This window comes from Phycicoccus sonneratiae (assembly GCF_016887965.1).
Taxonomy (GTDB): Bacteria; Actinomycetota; Actinomycetes; order Actinomycetales; family Dermatophilaceae; genus Phycicoccus; species Phycicoccus sonneratiae.
In genome coordinates, this window is record NZ_JAFDVD010000024.1 from 75,808 (window position 1) to 96,915 (window position 21,108).

General features: G+C 73.9%; 19 protein-coding genes. 6 read left to right on the forward strand and 13 right to left on the reverse strand.

Annotated features, from left to right (window positions below):
- Positions 1 to 3: 3 nt before the first annotated feature.
- From kdpC to JQN70_RS18470, 5 genes are all read right to left on the reverse strand, one after another.
- A complete protein-coding gene (kdpC, locus tag JQN70_RS18450; protein WP_204132842.1) occupies positions 4 to 576 on the reverse strand; it encodes a potassium-transporting ATPase subunit KdpC in 573 nt (190 codons plus the stop codon).
- An 11-nt stretch (positions 577 to 587) separates the two neighbouring features.
- Entirely contained in the window at positions 588 to 2,624 is a 2,037-nt protein-coding gene (gene kdpB, locus JQN70_RS18455) for a potassium-transporting ATPase subunit KdpB (RefSeq protein WP_204132843.1), read from the reverse strand.
- Positions 2,621 to 4,267: a potassium-transporting ATPase subunit KdpA gene (gene kdpA, locus JQN70_RS18460; protein ID WP_204132844.1), complete on the reverse strand. Its 1,647-nt coding sequence runs from the start codon at positions 4,265 to 4,267 to the stop codon at positions 2,621 to 2,623. Before kdpA ends, kdpB begins: the two co-directional genes overlap by 4 nt.
- A gap of 10 nt (positions 4,268 to 4,277) precedes the next feature.
- Positions 4,278 to 4,364, reverse strand: coding sequence for a potassium-transporting ATPase subunit F (locus JQN70_RS18465; protein ID WP_166124404.1), 87 nt, complete (start codon positions 4,362 to 4,364; stop codon positions 4,278 to 4,280).
- 94 nt (positions 4,365 to 4,458) lie between these two features.
- Positions 4,459 to 5,220, reverse strand: coding sequence for an enoyl-CoA hydratase-related protein (locus JQN70_RS18470; RefSeq protein ID WP_204132846.1), 762 nt, complete (start codon positions 5,218 to 5,220; stop codon positions 4,459 to 4,461).
- Between the two features lie 59 nt (positions 5,221 to 5,279).
- On the opposite strand from JQN70_RS18470, the gene JQN70_RS18475 reads away from it, so the two are divergent.
- On the forward strand, positions 5,280 to 6,449 hold the full coding sequence (locus JQN70_RS18475; RefSeq protein ID WP_204132847.1) for an SGNH/GDSL hydrolase family protein: 1,170 nt from the start codon (positions 5,280 to 5,282) through the stop codon (positions 6,447 to 6,449).
- Between the two features lie 16 nt (positions 6,450 to 6,465).
- Here JQN70_RS18475 and JQN70_RS18480 read toward each other — a convergent pair whose 3' ends face one another.
- From JQN70_RS18480 to JQN70_RS18490, 3 genes are all read right to left on the reverse strand, one after another.
- Positions 6,466 to 7,614, reverse strand: a complete 1,149-nt coding sequence (locus JQN70_RS18480) for a CaiB/BaiF CoA transferase family protein (protein ID WP_307836077.1) — start codon at positions 7,612 to 7,614, stop codon at positions 6,466 to 6,468.
- Positions 7,611 to 8,648 (reverse strand): glucose-6-phosphate dehydrogenase (coenzyme-F420), encoded by a 1,038-nt coding sequence (gene fgd / locus JQN70_RS18485; RefSeq protein WP_204132848.1) that lies wholly within the window; start codon positions 8,646 to 8,648, stop codon positions 7,611 to 7,613. The genes JQN70_RS18480 and fgd overlap by 4 nt, the downstream gene beginning before the upstream one ends.
- 208 nt (positions 8,649 to 8,856) lie before the next feature.
- On the reverse strand, positions 8,857 to 9,255 hold the full coding sequence (locus JQN70_RS18490) for a VOC family protein (RefSeq protein WP_204132849.1): 399 nt from the start codon (positions 9,253 to 9,255) through the stop codon (positions 8,857 to 8,859).
- A gap of 149 nt (positions 9,256 to 9,404) precedes the next feature.
- Here JQN70_RS18490 and JQN70_RS18495 point away from each other — a divergent pair, with 149 nt between their 5' ends.
- The 4 genes from JQN70_RS18495 (at position 9,405) to JQN70_RS18510 (ending at position 13,033) form a co-directional block, all read left to right on the forward strand.
- The gene (locus JQN70_RS18495) at positions 9,405 to 10,520 is read left to right on the forward strand and encodes a Glu/Leu/Phe/Val family dehydrogenase (RefSeq protein ID WP_204132850.1); all 1,116 of its coding nucleotides are present in this window, start codon (positions 9,405 to 9,407) and stop codon (positions 10,518 to 10,520) included.
- A 157-nt stretch (positions 10,521 to 10,677) separates the two neighbouring features.
- Positions 10,678 to 10,866, forward strand: a complete 189-nt coding sequence (locus JQN70_RS18500; RefSeq protein WP_204132851.1) for a DUF3073 domain-containing protein — start codon at positions 10,678 to 10,680, stop codon at positions 10,864 to 10,866.
- A 104-nt stretch (positions 10,867 to 10,970) separates the two neighbouring features.
- Complete coding sequence (locus JQN70_RS18505) at positions 10,971 to 12,506, forward strand: purine-cytosine permease family protein (RefSeq protein ID WP_204132852.1); 1,536 nt, start codon at positions 10,971 to 10,973, stop codon at positions 12,504 to 12,506.
- Positions 12,506 to 13,033, forward strand: coding sequence for a cysteine hydrolase family protein (locus JQN70_RS18510; RefSeq protein ID WP_204132853.1), 528 nt, complete (start codon positions 12,506 to 12,508; stop codon positions 13,031 to 13,033). The genes JQN70_RS18505 and JQN70_RS18510 overlap by 1 nt, the downstream gene beginning before the upstream one ends.
- A gap of 16 nt (positions 13,034 to 13,049) precedes the next feature.
- Here the strand turns inward: JQN70_RS18510 and JQN70_RS18515 are convergent, their stop codons facing one another.
- Positions 13,050 to 13,442, reverse strand: coding sequence for a hypothetical protein (locus tag JQN70_RS18515; protein ID WP_204132854.1), 393 nt, complete (start codon positions 13,440 to 13,442; stop codon positions 13,050 to 13,052).
- Positions 13,443 to 13,589: 147 nt separating this feature from the next.
- Here JQN70_RS18515 and JQN70_RS18520 point away from each other — a divergent pair, with 147 nt between their 5' ends.
- Positions 13,590 to 14,771, forward strand: a complete 1,182-nt coding sequence (locus JQN70_RS18520) for an endonuclease (protein WP_307836078.1) — start codon at positions 13,590 to 13,592, stop codon at positions 14,769 to 14,771.
- Positions 14,772 to 14,889: 118 nt separating this feature from the next.
- Here the strand turns inward: JQN70_RS18520 and purM are convergent, their stop codons facing one another.
- From purM to JQN70_RS18540, 4 genes are all read right to left on the reverse strand, one after another.
- Positions 14,890 to 16,026: a phosphoribosylformylglycinamidine cyclo-ligase gene (purM, locus tag JQN70_RS18525; RefSeq protein ID WP_204132855.1), complete on the reverse strand. Its 1,137-nt coding sequence runs from the start codon at positions 16,024 to 16,026 to the stop codon at positions 14,890 to 14,892.
- A gap of 33 nt (positions 16,027 to 16,059) precedes the next feature.
- The gene (gene pntB / locus JQN70_RS18530; protein ID WP_204132856.1) at positions 16,060 to 17,463 is read right to left on the reverse strand and encodes a Re/Si-specific NAD(P)(+) transhydrogenase subunit beta; all 1,404 of its coding nucleotides are present in this window, start codon (positions 17,461 to 17,463) and stop codon (positions 16,060 to 16,062) included.
- On the reverse strand, positions 17,460 to 19,013 hold the full coding sequence (locus JQN70_RS18535) for a Re/Si-specific NAD(P)(+) transhydrogenase subunit alpha (RefSeq protein WP_204132857.1): 1,554 nt from the start codon (positions 19,011 to 19,013) through the stop codon (positions 17,460 to 17,462). The genes pntB and JQN70_RS18535 overlap by 4 nt, the downstream gene beginning before the upstream one ends.
- 222 nt (positions 19,014 to 19,235) lie before the next feature.
- Positions 19,236 to 20,969, reverse strand: a complete 1,734-nt coding sequence (locus JQN70_RS18540; protein WP_204132858.1) for a sunset domain-containing protein — start codon at positions 20,967 to 20,969, stop codon at positions 19,236 to 19,238.
- Positions 20,970 to 21,108: the final 139 nt, after the last annotated feature.

Sequence of the window (21,108 nt, forward strand, 5' to 3'; positions counted from 1 at the left end):
TTCTCACCCGCGGGTGAGACCCGCCAGCGCCACGTTGAGCTCCAGGACGTTCACGCGGTCCTGCCCGAGGAACCCGAGCGGGGCCTCACGCACGTGCTGGTCCACCAGCCGGAGCACCCGGGTCTGCTCCAGGCCCCGGGCCGCCGCGACCCGGGCCACCTGCCAGCGCGCGTACTCGGGCGAGACGTCGGGGTCGAGGCCGCTGGCCGAGGTGGTGAGCGCGTCGGCCGGGATCTGCTGCGGCGCATCGGGGTTGGCCGCGCGCAGGGCCTTCTCGCGCTCCGCCACGTCGGCGGCGAGGTCGGGGTTGGACGGACCGTAGTTCGAGCCGCCGCTCACGTCGCCGGAGGAGTCGGAGGCCGACGGGCGGCCCTGGAACCACTCCGGCCCGCTCGGCGGCTGGCCGAGGAGCGCGGAGCCGACCTCGCGGCCGCCGACGACGACCGGCTGGCCGTTCGCCCGGTCGGGCACGACGAGCCCGACGGCGAGGATCGCCGCGGGGTAGAGCACACCGCAGAGGACGGTGAGGACGAGCAGTGCCTTGAGCGCTGCGCCGAGCTGTCGGGTGGTGGTCACGGTGCTGTCCTTCAGAGGCCGGGGATCAGGGACACGACGAGGTCGATCGCCTTGATGCCGACGAACGGCACGACCACCCCTCCGAGCCCGTAGACGAGGAGGTTGCGGCGCAGCATGGCGTGCGCCGAGAGCGGGCGGTAGCGAACGCCCCTGAGCGCCAACGGGATCAGCGCGACGATGACGAGCGCGTTGAAGATGACGGCCGAGAGCATCGCCGACGACGGGCTCGAGAGGCCCATGACGTTGAGCGCCTGGAGCCCCGGGAAGACCCCGACGAACATGGCCGGGATGATCGCGAAGTACTTCGCGACGTCGTTGGCGATCGAGAAGGTCGTCAGGGCGCCCCGGGTGATGAGCAGCTGCTTGCCGATGGCCACGACGTCGATGAGCTTCGTCGGGTCGGAGTCGAGGTCGACCATGTTGCCGGCCTCCTTGGCGGCCGACGTGCCCGTGTTCATCGCCACGCCGACGTCGGCCTGGGCCAGCGCCGGGGCGTCGTTCGTGCCGTCACCGGTCATCGCGACGAGCCGGCCGCCCTCCTGCTCCTTCTTGATGAGCGCCATCTTGTCCTCGGGGGTCGCCTCGGCGAGGTAGTCGTCGACCCCCGCCTCCTCGGCGATCGCCTTGGCGGTCAACGGGTTGTCGCCGGTGATCATCACCGTGCGGATGCCCATCTCGCGCAGCTGCGCGAAGCGCTCGGCCATCCCCGGCTTCACGACGTCCTTGAGGTGGACGACGCCGAGGACCCGCGGGGCCTCCCCCGGTGCTGCCTCGGCCACGACCAGGGGCGTGCCGCCCGACGCGCTGATGCCGTCGACGTGCACCTCGAGGTCGCTGCCGACCGTGCCGCCGTTCTCGCGGACCCAGGCCGACACCGCGCTCCCCGCGCCCTTGCGGACCCGGGCTCCGTCGGGGAGGTCGACGCCGGACATCCGGGTCGTCGCGCTGAACTCGACGACCTCGGCGCCGGCGCGGCGCAGGGCCGTCACGTCACCGAGCGCCGATGCGTCCACGCCGTCCTCGACCGTGTACTCGACGATCGAGCGGCCCTCGGGCGTCTCGTCGGCGAGCGAGGAGAGGTAGGCCGCGCGGGCCAGCTCCTCGCGGGCCACCGAGTGCACCGGGACGAGCTCGCTGGCCCGGCGGTTGCCGTAGGTGATCGTCCCGGTCTTGTCGAGCAGCAGGGTGCTGACGTCGCCGGCGGCCTCGACCGCCCGGCCGGACATCGCGAGGACGTTGCGCTGGACGAGCCGGTCCATGCCGGCGATGCCGATGGCCGAGAGGAGCGCGCCGATGGTCGTCGGGATGAGGCAGACGAGCAGCGCCACGAGCACGACCATCGAGAGGCGCTGGCCGGAGTAGACCGCCATCGGCTGGATGGCACCGACGGCGAGCACGAAGATGATGGTCAGCGTCGTCAGGAGGATCGACAGGGCGATCTCGTTCGGCGTCTTCTGTCGCGACGCGCCCTCGACGAGCGCGATCATCCGGTCGATGAAGGTCTCGCCGGGCTTGCTCGTGATGCGCACGACGATCCGGTCCGAGAGCACCGTCGTGCCACCGGTGACGGCGCAGCGGTCACCGCCCGACTCGCGGATGACGGGGGCGGACTCGCCGGTGATCGCCGACTCGTCGACGGTCGCGACGCCCTCGACGACGTCGCCGTCGCCCGGGATGACCTGGCCGGCCTCGACGACGACGTGGTCGCCGAGCGCGAGCGCGGTCCCCGGCACCTCCTCCTCCGTGCCGTCGGCGGCCAGCCGGCGGGCGGTGGTCTCGGTGCGGGTGCGCCGCAGGGTGTCCGCCTGCGCCTTCCCGCGGCCCTCGGCGACGGCCTCGGCGAGGTTGGCGAAGAGCACGGTGGCCCACAGCCAGACGGTGACCCCGACCGAGAACACCGACGGGTCGAGGACCGACAGCACGGTCGTGAGGACCGACCCGACCCAGACGACCATGATGACCGGGCTGCGCCACAGGTGGCGGGGATCGAGCTTGGCGAACGCCGCGGGCAGGTTCTGCCAGGCGGTGAGGGCGAGGGACGACGTCATGAGAGGGCCTCCGCGATGGGTCCCAGGGCGAGGGACGGGAAGAACGTCAGGCCCGCGACGATGAGCACGGTGCCGACGACGAGCGTGGTGAACAGGGGCGTGTGGGTGGGCATCGTCCCGGCCGTGACCGGTCGCTTGCCCTGTGCGGCAAGCGAACCGGCGAGGCGCAGGACGAGGATGATCGGCACGAACCGGCCCACGAACATGCAGGCCGCGAGCAGCAGGTTGAGGTACGGCTGGTCCGCCGACAGGCCCGCGAACGCCGACCCGTTGTTGTTGGAGGCCGAGGCGACGGCGTACATCAGCTCGGAGAGGCCGTGCGGGCCGTCGTTGAGCCGCGCGTCGAGGGAGACGGGCAGGACCACCGAGAGGCCGGTGCCGAGCAGCACGAGGGCGGGCATCGTCAGGGTGACGAGCGCGGCACTGGTGATCTCGGTGCGGCCGATCGTCTTGCCGAGCAGCTCGGGGGTGCGCCCCACCATCAGGCCGGCGATGAAGACCGCGAGCACGACGACGACGAGGTACGAGTACAGACCCGTGCCGACACCACCGGGCGAGAGCTCACCGAGGAGCATGTTGACCAGCGGCACACCACCGCCCAGCGCGCTGTAGCTGTCGTGCATCGAGTTGACCGCGCCGGTCGAGGTGCCGGTGGTCGCGCCGGCGAATACGCTCGACCAGACGATCCCGAAGCGCTGCTCCTTGCCCTCCATCGAGCCGAAGGGCCCGGCGGCGGCGTGGGCCTCGGCCCAGGCGGCCAGGGCGATGCTGCCGACGAGCAGGAAGCCCATGACCCCGGCGGCGACGGCGCCCTGACGGCGGTCACGGACCATGAGGCCGTAGGTGTACGGCAACGAGAACGGGATGACGAGGATGAGGACGATCTCGAGGAGGTTGGTCCACGGCCCGGGGTTCTCGAACGGGTGCGCCGAGTTGGCGTTGAAGAACCCCCCGCCGTTCGTACCGAGCTCCTTGATCGCCTCCTGCGAGGCCACCGGACCGCCCTGGATGACCTGCTGGGTGCCGGTGAGCGTCTCGATGGTGTGCGGTGCCGCGAGGTTCTGGATGACGCCGCCGAGGAGGAGCAGGACCGCGCCGACCGCCGCGAGCGGCAGGAGCACGCGGACCGTCGAGCGGGTGAGGTCGACCCAGAAGTTGCCGAGCCGGTCGGCGTGCGCCCGCGCGAGGCCGCGCAGCAGGGCGACGGCCACGGCGAGCCCGGTGGCCGCGGAGACGAAGTTCTGGGTGGTCAGGCCGAGCATCTGCACCGTGTGCCCGGTGCCGGCCTCACCGGCGTAGGACTGCCAGTTCGTGTTCGTGGTGAACGAGACCGCGGTGTTGAGGGCGGTGTCCCAGTCCATCGTGCGACCGAGGTTCCAGGGCAGCCACCCCTGGACGGTGATGAGGACGAAGAGCAGGGCGACGGAGGCGACCGCGAACGCGAGCACCGAGCCGGCGTAGCCGGTCCATCGCTGCTCGGTCCGCGGGTCGACCCCGACGACGCGGTACACGGCGCGCTCGACGCGCCAGTCGGAGTCGTCGGTGAACACCCGGTGCATCCAGGTGCCGAGCGGCACGTGGACGGCCGCGAGGACGGCACCGACGAGGAGGACGGCCGCAGCCGTCTGGAGGGCGATGGTCACGAGAGGCTCCTCAGTACCGGTCCGGGCGCACGAGGGCGTCGAGGAGGTAGCCGAGGAGGAGCAGGCCGATGACGCCTGCGATCAGGTCTTCCCACATGCCGACCACGACACCAGCGGGGACGGATCGAGGCCGCGCCGGTGATGCCGCACTGACGGCGTCTTGACGCGTTCCTGACGCCGGTGGGAGCGGGTCAGCGGGCGCGGAACTCCGGGCGCCGCTTGCCGACGAACGCCGCCGCGCCCTCGCGGTGGTCCTCGGTCGTGGCGAGCGCGCGCTGGCCGACGTCCTCGCGGGCCAGCGCCGCCTCGACGTCGAGGGCCGCCGCATTGACCGCGGCCTTGGTGCGGGCCAGGGCGAGGGTCGGCCCGGCGGCCAGCGCCGCGACGAGCTCCGCGGACCGCTCGGCGAACCGGTCGGCCGGCACGGACTCCGCGACGAGGCCCCACGCGGCCGCCGTCGCACCCGGCAGCGCCTCACCGGTCAGCGCGAGCCGCATCGCCCGCGCCCGACCGACCGCCGCGGTGACGAGCGCCGTCGACCCGCCGTCGGGCATCAGCCCGATCCGGCTGAACGCGAGGACGAACGGCGCCTCGTCGGCCGCGAGCACGTAGTCGCAGGCCAGCGCCATCGGGACGCCGATGCCGGCCGCGACGCCGTGGACGAGCCCGACGACCGGCGTCTCCGAGCCCAGCAGCGCCCGGACGAGGTCGGCCCCCGCCTCGAGCACGCCCATCTGTGCCCCCTCAGCCGTCAGCGGCGCCCCGGCGCAGAAGCCCCGGCCCTCGCCGGTGAGGACGACGACGCGCACCGCCGGGTCGGCGTCGAACCCGCGGACCTCCTCCGTCACGGCGTCGCACATCTCCGGGTCGACCGCGTTGAGCCGCTCCGGGGCGTCGAGGGTGATCCGGCCGATGGCTCCGTCCGCCTCCACGCGGACCCGTGCGCTGCTCATCCCGCCATCCAACCGCACCCGACCGGGCGTCGCACCGGACGCCGTGCTGGACTGGGCCTGTGCCCGACCTCCTCGACGTCCCGCTCCTGCCCGCCCTCGTCCACGGCGCCCTCGAGCTCGAGCCGACCGAGGACGGCGGCCTGCGCCCCCACCGCCTCCCGGCGTGGGCCCGGGGCCAGAACACCGACCCGATGCTCGCGATCAACGAGGCGCAGCCCTCGGGCGTGCGCGTCGTCGGGCGGACCCGGGCCACCGTGGTCGAGCTCGAGGCCCTCGTCACGCGACGGGCGCTGAGCGGCGCCCCGGCGCGGGCGCTCGGCAGCGTCGACCTCGTCGTCGACGGCGAGGTCCTCGGCGGCGAGGTGGTGCCGAACGGCGACCTGCTGACGACGGACGTCACCACCGGCGTCACCGAGCTGACGCGGGGCGGTCCCGGCACCGTGCGCTTCGACCTCCCGTCCGGCGAGAAGGTCGTTGAGCTGTGGCTCCCGCACCAGGAGGGCGTCGAGCTCGTCGCGCTGCGGGCGGACGCCCCAGTGGAGCCCGTCCCGACCGACGACCGGCCGCGCTGGGTGCACCACGGCAGCTCGATCAGCCACGGCTCCAACGCGGTCCGGCCCACCGGCACCTGGCCGGCGGTCGCCGCGCGGCTCGGAGGGCTCGACCTCGTCAACCTCGGCTTCGGCGGCTCGGCCGTCCTCGACCCCTTCGTCGCCCGGACGATGCGCGACACCCCGGCCGACCTGCTCAGCCTCAAGGTCGGCATCAACATCGTCGGCGGCGACCTGATGCGCCGCCGCGTCCTCGGTCCGGCGGTCCACGGCTTCCTCGACACGATCCGCGACGGCCACCCGGACACCCCGCTCCTGCTCGTGACGCCCGTGCTCTGCCCGGTCCACGAGGACACCCCGGGCCCGGGGGCCGTCGACCCGGTCGCCCTCCGGGAGGGCCGGCTCGTCTTCACCGCGGTCGGCGACCCGGCCGAGGTGCCCGCCGGCCGGCTCACGCTCCGGGTCGTCCGCGAGGTGCTGGCCGAGGTGGTCGACCAGCGCCGGCCCGGCGACCCGCACCTCCACCTCGTCGACGGGCTCGGGATGTACGGCCCCGACGACACCGGGGCCCACCCCCTGCCCGACGCCCTGCACCCCGACGCCGACACCCACCGGCTGATGGGGGAACGGTTCGCGCACAACGTTTTCGGACCCGCAGGGCCGTTCCCCACGGCCTGAGGCCGCGGCCCGCACCTCAGGCCTGGACGACGGCTCCCGACGCGAGCAGCCCGGCCACCTCGTCGTCGCCGAAGCCGTGGGCGAGCAACCACGACGTCGTGTCCGCCCCGGGCGCCGGCTCGGGCCCGGGTGTCCGCACCGGGGTGGCCGACAGGCGGGGAGGGGTGCGCGGCACCGGGTTCCCCGAGCCGTCGTCGACGAACGAGCCCCGCGCGACCGCCTGCGGATGGCGCGACGCCTCGGCCAGCGACAGCACCGGCGCGACGCACGCGTCCGAGCCCTCGAACTGCGCCGCCCACTCGTCACGCGTCCGCCGCGCGAAGGCCTCCGCGAACGTCGCCCGCTGCGCCGGCCAGGTCGCGGTGTCGTACTGCTCGCCGTCCACCGAGACCCCGAGCCGCGCCACGAGCTCGGCCCAGAACTGCGGCTCCAGCGCACCCACCGCGACGAACCGGCCGTCGGCACAGGCGTACACGTCGTAGAACGGCGCACCGCCGTCGAGCAGGTTGGCCTCCCGCTCGTCGCGCCAGGTGCCCGCACCGAGCATCGAGTGCACCATCGTCAGCAGGTGCGCCGACCCCTCGACCATCGCCGCGTCGACGACCTGCCCGCGGCCGGTGCTCCCCCGCGCCACGAGCGCGGCGAGGACCCCGACGACGAGGTAGAGCGACCCGCCCGCGAAGTCGCCGAGGGCGGGCACCGGCGCGATCGGGCGCTCCCGCGGCCCGAGCGCGTGCAACGTCCCCGAGACCGCGGCGTAGGTGATGTCGTGCCCGGCGCGCTGCGCCCACGGACCGTCCTGCCCCCAGCCGGTCATCCGGGCGACGACGAGCCGCGGGTTGGCGGCGAGCAGGTCGTCAGGCGCCAGGCCCAGGCGCTCGAGCACCCCCGGCCGGTACCCCTCGACGAGCACGTCGGCGTCCGCGAGCAGGCGCCGGAGCACCGCCACGCCGTCCGGGTGCTTGAGGTCGACGGCGATGCTCGGCCGTGAGCGCCGCAACCCGCCGGCGAGCGCCAGGAGGTTCGACTCCCCCGGCCGGTCGACCCGGACGACCTCGGCGCCGAGCTCGGCGAGGTGGGTCGCCGCGAACGGGGTCGGACCGATGCCACCGAGCTCGACGACGCGCACGCCGGCCAGCGGCCCCGGCACGCCGGAGTCGCTCACCGGGCGGCGGGGACGAGCTCGCGCAGCCCGGGCAGGACCTGCTCGGAGAAGGTGCGCAGGAACCGCTCCTGGTCGTGCCCGGGACCGTGGACGACGAGGTGGTCGAACCCCAGGTCGGTGTAGAAGCGCAGCGCCTCGACGACCTCCTCGGGCCGCGACGCGACGACCCACCGCTTGGCGACCTGCTCGATGGGGAGCTCGTCGGCGGCGCGCTCCATCTCCTCCGGGGAGTGGATGGAGTGCTTCTGCTCGGCCGAGAGCGACAACGGCGCCCAGAACCGGGTGTTCTCCAGCGCGCGCTCGGGGTCGGGGTCCCACGACACCTTGACCTCGATCATCCGGTCGATGTCGGCGTGGTCGCGCCCGGCCTTGTCCATCCCCTCGTCGACCGAGGGCACGAGCTGGTCGCGGTAGAGCTCCTCGCCCTTGCCGGAGGTGCAGATGAACCCGTCACCGTGGCGGCCGGCGTACCGGGCGACCATCGGGCCCCCGGCGGCGATGTAGACGGGCACCGGCTCGTCCGGGCGGTCGTAGATCGCCGCGTCCTCGGTGCGGTAGTAGTCGCCCTCGAAGGTGACCCGCGGCTCGGTCCACAGCTGCCGCATCAGCGTGACGGCCTCGCGCAGCCGTCCGAAGCGCTCCTTGAACTCGGGCCACTCGCCCTCCGCCACCGACCCGACGGCGATCTCGTTGAGCGCCTCCCCGGTGCCGACCCCGAGCATCACCCGCCCGGGCGCGAGGCAGGCCATCGTCGCGAACGTCTGGGCGACGACGGGCGGGTTGTAGCGGAACGTCGGCGTCATCACCGAGGTGCCGACCATGATCCGCTCGGTGCGCGCCAGCACCCACGCCATCCAGGCGAGCGAGTTCGGGGCGTGGCCGCCCTCGAGCCGCCAGGGCTGGAAGTGGTCGGAGATGGTCACCGAGTCCAGCCCGAGCTCCTCGGCGAGCACCGCGTACCCCGCGAGCTCCCCCGGCGCGAACTGCTCCGCGGACGCCTTGTACCCGACCCTGATGCCGTGCGCTGCGCTCATGCGGCCATCCTGCTACAGGGACGCACTTCGGGGTGCGGACCGACCCCCTCGACCGGTCCGCACCCCGTGGTGGTGGTGCGTCCCGCGCCACCGACCCCCCGGTGGCGCGGGTCCCGCACCGCCGTCCCCCCGGTGGTGCGTTGGCACCACTCTCCCGGGGGCCGCTACGCGGGCGCTGCGAATCCGCTGCGTGCTCCGGCGGGCCGGGTCAGCCGGCGGTGGTGAACAGCTCGAGGGCGATGTTGTCGGGGTCGCGGAAGGACAGGCCGGAGCCGTAGCCGGCCCGCTTGACGCCCCCGTGCTCGATGCCCAGCCGGTCGAGCCGCTGCACCCACTCCTCGAGCTCGGCGACCGACCCGACCGCGAACCCGACGTGGTCGAGGCCGGTGCGCTCCTCGTCGAAGGAGTCGCCGGACTCGCGGCCCTGGTGCGTGTGCAGCCCGAAGAGCTGGCCGCCCTCGAGGACGAAGACCGTGTGGTGGAAGCGACCCGCCTCCTCGTCCTCGTCGAGGACCGGTTCGGCCTCGAACAGTGCGGAGTACCAGCGCGTGCTGCGCTCGAGGTCGGTGACGGTGACGGCGACGTGCTGCAGACCGGGGAAGGCCATCGGGGCTCCTGGCGGTGGGACGGGCGTCCGCACCGGCGGCACGGACGGGCTCGCCCTCCGGTCTACCAGCGCCCCACCGGTCGGCTGACCCTCCGGCCGGAGGGGCGGCGGACGGGCCGGCCCCTCCCCGCGCGACTACCGTGACGGGCATGGCCACGGACCTCATCGACCTCGCCGGCCACGAGCAGGTCGTCTTCTGCTCCGACCCCGACACCGGGCTGCGCGCGATCATCGCGCTGCACTCCACGTCCCTCGGGCCGGGCCTCGGCGGCACCCGCTTCCACCCCTACGAGAGCACCGACGCGGCCCTCGCCGACGTCCTGCGCCTCTCGCGGGCGATGTCGAGCAAGAACGCGCTCGCGGGGCTCGACCACGGCGGCGGCAAGGCCGTCGTCATCGGCGACCCGCACCGCGACAAGACCCCCGAGCTGCTCCGGGCCTACGGCCGGTTCGTCGAGTCCCTCGGCGGGCGGTACGTCACGGCCTGCGACGTCGGCACCTACGTCGCCGACATGGACGTCGTCGCGGAGGAGACCCGGTGGGCCACCGGGCGCTCCCCCGAGCGCGGCGGCGCCGGTGACTCCTCGGTCCTCACGGCCCTCGGGGTGTTCCAGGGGATGCGGGCCGTCGCCCAGCACGTCTGGGGCGAGGCGACGCTGGCCGGCCGGCGGGTCGGCATCGCCGGGGTCGGCAAGGTCGGCGCCAGGCTCACCGAGCACCTCCTCGAGGACGGCGCCGAGGTCGTCGTCACCGACGTCGACGACGCCGCGGTCGCCCGGCTGCTCGGGCGCCACCCGCAGGTGCGGGCCGTCGACGACGCGACCGCCCTCGCCCGGCTCGAGCTCGACGTCTTCAGCCCGAACGCCCTCGGCGGCGCCCTCGACGACGACACCGTCGACGCCCTGCGGGCCCGGGTCGTGTGCGGGGGCGCCAACAACCAGCTCGCCTCCGCCGAGACCCCCGACCGCCTGGCCGCGCGCGGCGTCGTCTACGCCCCGGACTTCCTCGTCAACGCCGGCGGGGTCATCCAGGTGAGCGACGAGCTGCACGGCTTCGACATGGAGCGAGCGGCCGGGCGCACCCGGGCCATCTTCGAGAGCACCCTCGAGGTCCTGCGCACCGCCGACGCCGAGGGCCTGACGCCCGCCGTGGCCGCCGACCGGCTCGCGGAGCGGCGCATCGCCTCCGGTGGGAGCACCCCGTGGCTGCCCGGACAGGCCGGTGCCGTCCCAGAGGGCGGGACGCCGGCCCCGGAGGTCCGCTGACCCGGCGCCGGCGTCGCCGAACGGTCGCGGACCCATGTATCGTTGACGTCACGATATGCACACCATTCCCGGAGCCGCTCCGCGACGTGGGATGACCCCTTCCCGGGGCCGTCCGACCAGCGATGCCGCCCCGGCAGACGCACGAGGGGGTCACGCCATGGGGCGCGGCCGAGCCAAGGCCAAGCAGACGAAGGTCGCCCGCGAGCTGAAGTACTTCAGCCCCGACACCGACCTCTCCGCGCTTGAGCGAGAACTGCACACCCAGACGCACTCCGGCGACACCGCCGACGAGCGCAGCTGGGAGGACGAGGACGACTACGGTCAGTGGACCGGCGGGCGTCGTTGACCCCGCCCTGACCTCCCCCGGGACCCGGGAGCCCTCACCACGGTGAGCCCGGTGCGTGCGTGTGGTGGCTGCCGCACGCCGCCGTGGTCTGCCATGCTCGCCCCATGAGCACCTCGACCGCTCCCGCGGCCCCGCGCCCGGGCATCGAGACCACCGGCATCGAGATCATCGACGAGGCCGAGCGCACCGCCGTGCCGCGCGACCTCTTCTGGCCGTGGTTCGCCGCCAACGTGTCGGTCTTCGGCATCTCGTACGCCGCGTTCGTCCTCCAGTTCGGCATCTCGTTCTGGCAGGGCGCCGTCGTCACCGTCCTCGGCATCGTCGTCTCCTTCCTGCTCTGCGGCCTCGTCGCGGTCGCCGGGAAGCGCGGGTCGGCGCCGACGATGATCCTGTCGCGGGCCTCCTTCGGCGTCGTCGGCCAGAAGGTCCCGGGCGTCATCTCGTGGCTGACCTCCATCGGCTGGGAGACCTTCCTCGCGATCCTCGCGGTGCTCGCCACCTCGACGATCTTCGAGCGGCTCGGGTGGGGCGGCGGCACGGCCACGAAGGTCGTCGCGGCCCTCGTCGTCGCAGCCCTCATCGTCTCGGCGTCGGTCGCCGGCTACCACGTGATCATGCGGATGCAGTCGGTGCTCACGTGGCTCACCGGCATCGTCACGATCCTCTTCGTCGTCGTCGCGGCGGGCCACATCGAGTGGTCGGCGGTCGGCTCGGTGGCCTCGGGCCCGCCCCAGGCCGTCGTCGGCGCCTTCGTCATGCTCATGACCGGCTTCGGGCTCGGCTGGGTCAACATCGCCGCTGACTGGTCGCGCTACCAGCGCCGCGACGCCTCGAGCACGGCGGTCGTCGCGTGGAACACCTTCGGGGGCGCCATCGCCCCCGTGCTCCTCGTCCTCTTCGGGCTGATGCTCGCCGCGTCCGACGAGAAGGTCCTCGAGGGCATCCCCGCCGACCCCATCGGCACCCTGGCGACCATCCTCCCGACGTGGTTCCTCGTGCCGTTCCTCGTCGCGGTGATCCTGTCGCTGGTCTCCGGGGCGGTGCTCGGCATCTACTCCTCGGGGCTCACGCTGCTCTCGCTCGGCGTGCGGATCCCCCGCCCGGCCGCGGCCGGCGTCGACGGCGTCATCCTCACCCTCGGCACCATCTGGGTCGTCTTCTTCGCCCAGGACTTCCTCGGCCCGTTCCAGTCCTTCCTCATCACCCTCGGCGTGCCGCTCGCCGCGTGGGCCGGCATCTTCATCGCCGACCTGCTCCTGCGCCGCGACGACTACGACGCCGGGCCCGACGGCGGGCGCGCGCTCTTCGACTCCCGCGGCCGGTACGGCTCGTGGGACTGGGTCGCGATCGGCACGATGGCGCTCGCCTCGGTCGTCGGCTGGGGGCTCGTCGTCAACGGGTTCGCGCAGGACGCCGCGTGGAACAACTGGCAGGGCTACCTCCTCGAGCCGCTCGGGCTCGGCACCTACGTCACCGAGGGCGAGGGCGCGCCGTACTGGGACGGCAACTGGCCGTACGCGAACATCGGCGTCCTCCTCGCGCTGGTCATCGGGTTCGGCGTCACGTTCGTCGCCCGTCGCAGCACGGTGCGACGCCAGGAGCGGGCCGCCGAGGCGCCCGTCGCCGAGCCGGCCGCCTGATGCCCCACCGCGACGGCTGGCTGGTCGTCGTCGACCCGCAGGTCGTCTTCGCCGACCCCGGCGCCTCGCCGTGGGGGTCCCCGATGTTCGGCGCCGCGCTCGGCCGGATGCGGGCGCTGGCCGAGGAGTTCGGGCCCGAGCGCACGGTCGTCACGCGGTTCGTCGCCGACCCCTCGCTCGGGGGCTCGTGGGGCCCGTACTACGAGGAGTGGCCCTTCGCGCTCGTGCCCGACGACGACCCGTTGTACGCCGTGGTCCCCGAGCTCGACAGGGTCGCGGGTCACGTCGTCACCGCGGGGACGTTCGGGAAGTGGCCGGTGCTGGGCGGGCTCTTGCGGTCCGACGCGCACGTGACCGTCGCGGGGGTGGCCACCGACTGCTGCGTCGTCTCCACCGTGCTGCCGATGGCCGACGCCGGGGTCACGGTCGTCGTCGACGCGGCCGGCTGCGCGGGCTCGACGCCGGAGAACCACGAGCGGGCGCTGGCCGCGATGGCCCTCTTCGCCCCGCAGGTGACCGTGGCCTGACGACCGGCCCGACGGCTCAGGGGTGACGGCGCCACACCCAGAGGACGGCCAGCACGGTGGTGGGCACCCACACCGCGATGGCCAGCAGCAGGCCGACCACCACGTACCCGGCAGCAGCGGCGACCGGCGACCCGGCCCGGGGAGCGCGACCCCGCGCCAGGAGGAGCGCCGTCGTGAGCAGCACGACCACCGCGAGCCCGAACGGGGCCAGGAGCACCCCCGCCTCGGCCGACCACGCCCCCGTCCGCCCCGCGGGCGGCTCCCCGAGCACCTCGAGCACCCCGAGGACACCGACCGCCGGGACGACGAGGGCCGGGACGGCGGCCCACGTGAGCACCCACGAGGTGACGCTGCCGGGGTCGCGGGCCGCCCGGGCCCGGGCTCCGCGTCGCTGTCGGGTCCGCTCCATCGTCCGAGCGTGGCGGACCCGCGGACCCCCCGTCGTGGGGTGCGCTACTCACGCCGTCGCCGTTGACCCGCCCATGGGTGAGTCCTGACCGAATCCTTGACCCGGCCAGACCCCCGCCCGACTGCCCGACCGGCAGGGTCGGGGACCGTGATCCGACAGATGACCCCGCCCGCCCCACCGGCCCGGCGCCGCCTCGTCACCCCGTGGCTCGCCCTGGCCTCCGCCCTCGTCGTCCTCCTCGGCCTGTCGGCGCCCGCGTCGCAGGCCGCCACCCCGCTGACCGTGGCGCAGGCCGTCGCGAGCCAGAACGGCACGAGCCAGACCGTGCGTGGCTACGTCGTCGGGCAGCCCACCGCGACGAACACCGTCGTGCGCTCGGCGTTCCCGAACGACTACGCCCTCGCGATCGCCGACTCCGCGTCCGAGACCACCACGTCCCGGATGCTCTACGTCCAGGTGCCCTCGGCGCTGCGCGGCCAGTGGGGCCTGCGGACCAACCCGACCCTCCTGGGGAAGCAGGTCGACGTCACCGGCACGCTGGCGGCGTACTTCTCGCACCCGGGGATGACCGGCACCTCGGCGATCGCGACCGCCGGCACGGGCGGCGGGACCGGTGGCGGCACCGGCGGGACGGGTGACTACGACAGCACCTACTACGCGCCGGCCATCGGCAAGACCGGCACGGCCCTCAAGTCGTCGCTGCACGGCATCATCGACGACCAGACGAAGCTCACCTACGACCAGGTCTGGGACGCGCTCAAGGACACCGACCAGGACCCTAACAACGCGAACAACGTCGTCGAGATCTACTCCGGCCGCTCGATCGCCAAGTCCGACAACGGTGGTGGCGTCGACCAGTGGAACCGCGAGCACGTCTGGGCCAAGTCGCACGGCGACTTCGGCACCGCCACCGGACCGGGCACCGACGTGCACCACCTGCGCCCCGAGGACGTCACCGTCAACTCCACCCGCGGCAACCTCGACTTCGACAACGGGGGCAGTGCCGTCGCGCAGTGCACCGGGTGCCTCTCCGACGGCGACTCCTTCGAGCCGCGCGACGCCGTCAAGGGCGACGTGGCGCGGATGATCTTCTACATGGCCGTCCGCTACGAGGGCGACGACGGCTGGGCGAACCTCGAGATGAACAACTCCGTGGGCAACGGCAGCGCGCCGAACATCGGCAAGCTCTCGGTGCTGCTCCAGTGGAACGCCGAGGACCCGGTCGACGCCTTCGAGATGCGCCGCAACGACCGCATCTACGAGGCGTGGCAGCACAACCGCAACCCGTTCGTCGACCACCCCGAGTGGGCGGCCGCGATCTGGGGGTGACCCCGCCGCGGGGGCACGCGTCCCCGCACCCGAGCCGCCGGCCGTCCACCCCGGGGATTCCTGTCCTCTGACCCGGGGTGGGCGGCCGGCCCTCGTGCGTCGGCTGTGGAGGTGGGCGTCAGGTGGTGGGGTGGTCGCCGACGAGCTCGACAGAGCCGCCGTCGACGCCCTTCGCGCCCCGGACGACCTCGCCGGTGGCGGCGTCGGCGGTCGAGCCGTCGGCCACCTCGCCCATCACCCAGGTGTCGATGCCCCGGGCCGCCAGGTGCGCCGTCGCGGCATCGACCGAGTCGGCCGGCAGCACCGCGACGAAGCCGACGCCCATGTTGAGCGTGCGCTCGAGGTCGGCCCGCGGCACGTTGCCGAGGGCGCCGACGGTCGAGAAGACCGCCGGCGGGGTCCACGAGGCGCGGTCGAGGCGGGCGTGCACGTGCGCGGGCAGCACACGGGCGAGGTTGGCGGCCAGGCCTCCCCCGGTGACGTGCGAGAGGGCGTGGACCTCGACGCCGTCGAGGCGCACGAGGTCGAGCAGGTCGGCGGCGTAGACGCGGGTGGGCGTCAGCAGCTCCTCGCCGAGGGTGCGGCCGAACTCGTCGACGTGCCGGTCGAGCGCCCATCCGGCGTGCGCCACGACCCGCCGGACCAGCGAGTACCCGTTGGAGTGCAGCCCGCTGCTCGCCAGCCCGAGGACGACGTCACCGGCCTGCACCCGCTGCGGCCCGAGGACGGCGTCGTGCTCGACGACCCCGGTCGCCGCCCCGGCCACGTCGTACTCGTCGGGGTCGAGGAGGCCCGGGTGCTCGGCGGTCTCGCCGCCCACGAGGGCGACCCGCGCCTGCTCGCAGGCCCGCGCGATGCCGCCGACGATGGCCGCGATCCGCTCGGGGACGACCTTCCCGCAGGCGATGTAGTCGGTCATGAAGAGCGCCTCGGCCCCGCAGACGACGATGTCGTCGACGACCATCCCGACGAGGTCGAACCCGATGGTGTCGTGCCGGTCGAGCGCCTGGGCGATGGCGACCTTGGTGCCGACGCCGTCGGTGGAGGTGGCCAGCACGGGGCGGCGGTACGTGGCGAGCGCGCTGGCGTCGAACATCCCGGCGAAGCCGCCGAGCCCGCCGAGCACCTCGGGGCGGGTGGCGCGGCGCACCGACTCCTTCATCAGCTCGACGGCCTGGTCACCGGCCTCGACGTCGACACCGGCCTCGGCGTAGGTGATGCCGGTGGGGCGGTCGGGCGCGCTGGGGTCGCTCACGCCGGGAAGCCTACCGAGGCGGCCCGCCCGGGGTCAGAGGGCCTGGATGATGTCCTCGACCCGGGCCTTGGCGTCGCCGAAGAGCATCTGGGTGTTGTCGCGGAAGAAGAGCGGGTTCTGCACGCCCGCGTACCCGGTGGCCATCGAGCGCTTGAAGACGATGACGTCCCTGGCCTCCCAGACCCGCAGCACCGGCATCCCGGCGATGGGGGAGGTCGGATCCTCGGCGGCGGCCGGGTTGACGGTGTCGTTGGCGCCGATGACGAGGACGACGTCGGTGTCGGCGAGGTCGTCGTTGATCTCGTCCATCTCGAGGACGATGTCGTAGGGGACCTTGGCCTCGGCGAGCAGGACGTTCATGTGCCCGGGCAGCCGGCCGGCGACGGGGTGGATGCCGAAGCGGACGTCGACGCCGTCGGCGCGCAACCGCTTGGTCAGCTCGGCGACGGCGTGCTGGGCCTGGGCGGTGGCCATCCCGTAGCCGGGGGTGATGACGACCGAGCGGGCCGAGGTGAGCAGCGCGGCGGCGCCCTCGGCGGTGACCTCGCGGTGCTCGCCGTAGTCGGTGTCGTCGGAGGCGGCGGTGCCGGCCTCGACCCCGAACCCGCCGGCGATGACCGAGATGAACGAGCGGTTCATCGCGCGGCACATGATGTAGGACAGGTACGCACCGGAGGAGCCGACGAGCGCCCCGGTGATGATCAGCAGGTCGTTGCTCAGCAGGAAGCCCGCGGCGGCGGCAGCCCATCCGGAGTAGCTGTTGAGCATCGAGACGACGACCGGCATGTCGCCGCCGCCGATGGAGGCGACGAGGTGCCAGCCCAGCCCGAGCGCGAGCAGGGTGACGAGCCCGAGCAGCAGGTGCCGGACGAAGACCGAGTCCTCCCGGACCAGCACATAGGCCAGCGTGAGCACGACGAACCCGCCGAGCGCCCCGAGGTTGATGAGGTTGCGCCCCGGCAGCATGAGCGGTCGGGACGAGATGCGCGCCGACAGCTTGAGAAAGGCGACGACCGAGCCGGTGAACGTGACCGCGCCGATGAAGACGCCGACGAAGACCTCGACGTCGTGGATGGTCGGGTAGGCGACGACCTCGTAGGAGCTGTTCCACCCGACGAGCACGGCGGCGAGCCCGACGAACGAGTGGAGCATCGCGATGAGCTCGGGCATGCCGGTCATCTCGACCTTGCGCGCCCGGTCGAGGCCGACGGCCGCGCCGACGGCCATCGCGACGACGATGAGCAGCAGCCCGAGCCAGCCCGACCCGCCGGTGCCGGCGGTCGCGGCGAGGATGGTCGCGACGAGCGCGACGGCCATCCCGACGATGCCGAAGCGGTTGCCCCGCCGGGCCGACTCGTGCCGGGAGAGCCCGGCGAGGGCGAGGATGAAGAGCAGGCCGGCGACGATGTAGGCGCCCTGCACGAGCGTCGTGCTCATCGGGCGGGCTCCTCGCGCTTGAACATCTCGAGCATTCGGGCGGTCACCCGGAACCCGCCGAAGACGTTGATCGACGCGACGAGGATGCCGACGAACGCGAGCACCGACACCGCGACGCTGTCGTGCCCGACCTGGAGCAGCGCGCCGACCACGATGATGCCGCTGATCGCGTTCGTGACGCTCATCAACGGGGTGTGCAGCGCGTGGTGGACGTTGCCGATGACGTAGAAGCCGATGACGACCGAGAGCATGAAGACCATGAAGTGGCCGAGGAACGGCTGCGGGGAGTAGGCCGCGACGAGGAGGAACAGGGCGGCGCCCACGCCGGCCAGCCCCAGCCTGGTCGAGCCCGACATCGGCTGGCGCGTCGGCTTCTCCGGGGCGGCCGGCACGGTGGCGACCGCCGTGCCGGGGGCCGCGGCGGCCGAGACCTGCACCGGCGGGGGCGGCCACAGCACCTGGCCCTCGTGCGCGACGGTCATCCCACGCTGGACGACGTCGTCGAGGTCGAGGTGGACCTCGCCGTCCTTGTCAGGGGTGAGCAGCTTGAGGAGGTTGACGAGGTTGGTGCCGAAGAGCTGGCTGGCCTGGGTGGGCAGGCGCCCGGGCAGGTCGGTGTAGCCGAGGAGGGTCACGCCGTTCTCGGTGACGACCTTCTCGCCGGCGACCGTGCCCGCGACGTTGCCGCCGTTGGCCGCCGCCATGTCGACGACGACCGAGCCGGGCTTCATCGAGGCGACCATCTCCTCGGTGAGCAGCCGCGGCGCCGGCCGGCCGGGGATGAGGGCGGTCGTGACGACGATGTCGACGTCGGCGGCCTGCGCGGCGTAGAGCGCGGCGGCCTTGGCGTCGAAGTCGGCGCTGGTCTCCTTCGCGTAGCCGTCGGCCGACGGTCCCTCGTCGGCCACGTCGATCCGGAGGAACTCGGCCCCCATCGACTCGACCTGCTCGGCGACCTCCGGGCGGGCGTCGAACGCGCGGACGACGGCGCCGAGGCTGGAGGCGGTGCCGATGGCCGCCAGCCCGGCGACCCCGGCCCCGACGACGAGGACCTTGGCCGGAGGCACCTTGCCGGCCGCCGTCACCTGGCCGGTGAAGAACGACCCGAACTCGTGCGCCGCCTCGATGACGGCGCGGTAGCCGCCGATGTTGGCCATCGACGACAGCACGTCGAGGCTCTGCGCCCGGCTGATGCGGGGCACGGCGTCCATCGCCATCGCCGTGACCCCGCGCGCGGCGAGCTGCTGGACGAGGTCGGGGTCGAGGGCCGGGGCCATGAGCGAGGCGACGAGCTGCCCGGAGCGCAGCCGCTCGACCTCGGCCTCGGTGGGGGCGGTGACCTTGAGGACGACGTCGGCGTTCCACACCGCGTCGTCGATGACGTCGGCCCCGGCCCGGCGGTAGGCCTCGTCGTCGAAGCTCGCGGCGGCGCCGGCCCCGGACTCGACGAACACGGTGTACCCGAGGCCGAGGAGCTGCTCGACGGTCTTCGGGGTCGCGGCGACACGGGTCTCCCCCGGTCGGGACTCACGGGGGACACCGATGCGCACGGGGCTTCCTCTCCGGTGGGGACGGTCCCGCACGAACCTAGCCTGTCGGGCGCCGCCGGGCACGGGATGTGTCACGGGCACCACATGACGGACGCGCCGGACCCCGGGTCGGGTCCGGCGCGTCGTCGGCCCCACGCGTATCGGGTGACCCGACAACCCTGCGCTTCACCCGGGAACGGTTCCGGGGTGAAGCGCAGCCGTATCGGGTCACCCGATACCCGATCAGCCGTCGGAGCGGCGGAAACCGCTGCGCTCGGCCGCGCCCTGGTCGTAGAACCAGACGTCGGCGGTCGCGTCGTCGTAGCCGGGGTCGCCGGGCACGCGGTAGGTCATCGTGTCGCGGTAGGCCTGCACCGGGTGGTCCATCGGCTGGGCACCGTCGTCGAGGGCCGCCGCCGAGCCCATGCCGTAGCCGCCGTCGCGGATCTCGTGGAACTCCGAGACGCGACGGGGCGCGCGCGGCTCGTCCTCGGCCGGGGCCTCCGTCGGGGTCTCGTCCTCGGTCGGCGCCTCGTCGGCGGCCGGCTCGTCCGCGACGGGCTCCTCCGCCGGGGTCTCGGCCTCGGTCGACGCCTCGTCCGCGACGTTCTCGTCCGTGACGGGCTCCTCCGCCGGGGCTTCGTCCGCCTCGGCCTCGGCCTGCTCGACGACCTCGGGGTGCACCGGCTCCATGCCGGCGGCGGCGGCGTCGCGGTCCATCTGCTCGCGCTCGGCGGCCAGCTCGTCGGCCTTGGCGCTCGACTCCTCGAGCAGCTCGCCCTCGTCGGCGGACCAGTCGCGCTCGGGGGTCGGGTCGTACGCGTCGGCCTCCTCGACGTCGGGCTCCTCGTGCTCGGTGAAGGCACCGGCCCCCGGGTCGTCGACCATCTCCGCCTCCTCCGTCGGCGCGTCGGCCTCCGGCGTCGTGGCCTCCTCGGCCTCCGGCTGCGCGTCCTCCGCCGACTCCGGCTGCGCGTCCTCCGCCGACTCCGGCTGCGCGTCCTCCGCCGACTCCGGCTGCGCGTCCTCCGCCGCCTCCGGCTGCGCGTCGGCCGCCCTCGGCTCGGTGTCGGCGTCGGTGGCGGCCTCGGCGGCCGCGACGTGGGGGCCGCCCCAGTCGCTCGTGGGGGCCTCGGCGTCGCTCGCCGCGGTGGGGGTCTGGTCGTCGGGCTCGGCCGGGCGCTCGTCCATGGCCTCCTCGGTACCCGCGCGTGAGGCCCCCCACACGTACGGCTCGTCCTCCTCGTCGTCGCGGAAGTCGGTGGCCGCGGCGATGCGTGCGCTGCGCTCCTCGGAGCCGGCGTCCACCGGCTGCTGCTCGGCCTCCTGCTCCGGGGCGTCGAGGGCCGTGGACTCGTCCGCACCGGGCTCCTCGAGGACCGGCTCCTCGGCGACGGCGTCGTCGGCCACGGCGGGCTCGGCGACGACGGGCTCCTCGGCGGTTGGCGGCTGCTCGTCGACCTCGGGCTCCGCCACGGGCGGCCCGAAGCTCACCCCGCCGGTGTCGCGGCCCATGACCGCCGCGCCGGCCGCACCGGGGACCGGGGCCGCGGGGCTCCCGGCCCAGGCCGCGCGCTCGGCCTCCTCACGCATCTGGCGGGCCTCGGCGCGGGTCATCGGACGACGCTCGTCCTCGCCGGCGGCCGGCGTGGAGACGTCCGGGTCGACCTCGTCGGCCCGCGCGAGCATCGAGCGGTAGTCGGTGCGGGTCACCTCGACGGTCTCGCGGTACTGCGAGGCCTCGTCCGCCAGCCGGTCGGCCTCCGCCTGCGCGACCCCCGCCCGGTCCTCGGCCTGCTCCGCGAAGGCCTCCTGCCCGGCGAGCGTGCCGGCGAGCCCCTCGGCCTCGACCCGCAGCCCGGCCGCCTCGGCCCGCGCGCCGTCCTTGCGCGCCGCCGACCGGCGCACGAGGAGCCAGACGAGGGCGATCGCCACGACGATCACGAGGAGGAGGACGAGGAGCTGTGCGGTGGTCATGCGGACTTCCTGTCGTCGGGACACCGAGGTGTCGGCATCGGCGGACAACCTACCGTCGGGACCCGCTCGCACCCCCGGAGGGTGACGCACCGGTCCCTACCCCTGCGCTCGGCAACCTAGGGCCTCCGGCGGTCGGCGC

Excerpts from the sequence above, each read along its gene's own strand:
- JQN70_RS18495 (WP_204132850.1), top strand. The coding sequence starts at position 9,405 with ATGGCCACGGACCTCATCGACCTCGCCGGCCACGAGCAGGTCGTCTTC.
- JQN70_RS18505 (WP_204132852.1), top strand. The coding sequence starts at position 10,971 with ATGAGCACCTCGACCGCTCCCGCGGCCCCGCGCCCGGGCATCGAGACC.
- JQN70_RS18490 (WP_204132849.1), bottom strand. The coding sequence starts at position 9,255 with ATGGCCTTCCCCGGTCTGCAGCACGTCGCCGTCACCGTCACCGACCTC.
- JQN70_RS18500 (WP_204132851.1), top strand. The coding sequence starts at position 10,678 with ATGGGGCGCGGCCGAGCCAAGGCCAAGCAGACGAAGGTCGCCCGCGAG.
- JQN70_RS18470 (WP_204132846.1), bottom strand. The coding sequence starts at position 5,220 with ATGAGCAGCGCACGGGTCCGCGTGGAGGCGGACGGAGCCATCGGCCGG.
- JQN70_RS18510 (WP_204132853.1), top strand. The coding sequence starts at position 12,506 with ATGCCCCACCGCGACGGCTGGCTGGTCGTCGTCGACCCGCAGGTCGTC.
- pntB (WP_204132856.1), bottom strand. The coding sequence starts at position 17,463 with ATGAGCACGACGCTCGTGCAGGGCGCCTACATCGTCGCCGGCCTGCTC.
- JQN70_RS18465 (WP_166124404.1), bottom strand. The coding sequence starts at position 4,364 with ATGTGGGAAGACCTGATCGCAGGCGTCATCGGCCTGCTCCTCCTCGGC.
- kdpB (WP_204132843.1), bottom strand. The coding sequence starts at position 2,624 with ATGACGTCGTCCCTCGCCCTCACCGCCTGGCAGAACCTGCCCGCGGCG.
- JQN70_RS18515 (WP_204132854.1), bottom strand. The coding sequence starts at position 13,442 with ATGGAGCGGACCCGACAGCGACGCGGAGCCCGGGCCCGGGCGGCCCGC.
- JQN70_RS18540 (WP_204132858.1), bottom strand. The coding sequence starts at position 20,969 with ATGACCACCGCACAGCTCCTCGTCCTCCTCCTCGTGATCGTCGTGGCG.
- fgd (WP_204132848.1), bottom strand. The coding sequence starts at position 8,648 with ATGAGCGCAGCGCACGGCATCAGGGTCGGGTACAAGGCGTCCGCGGAG.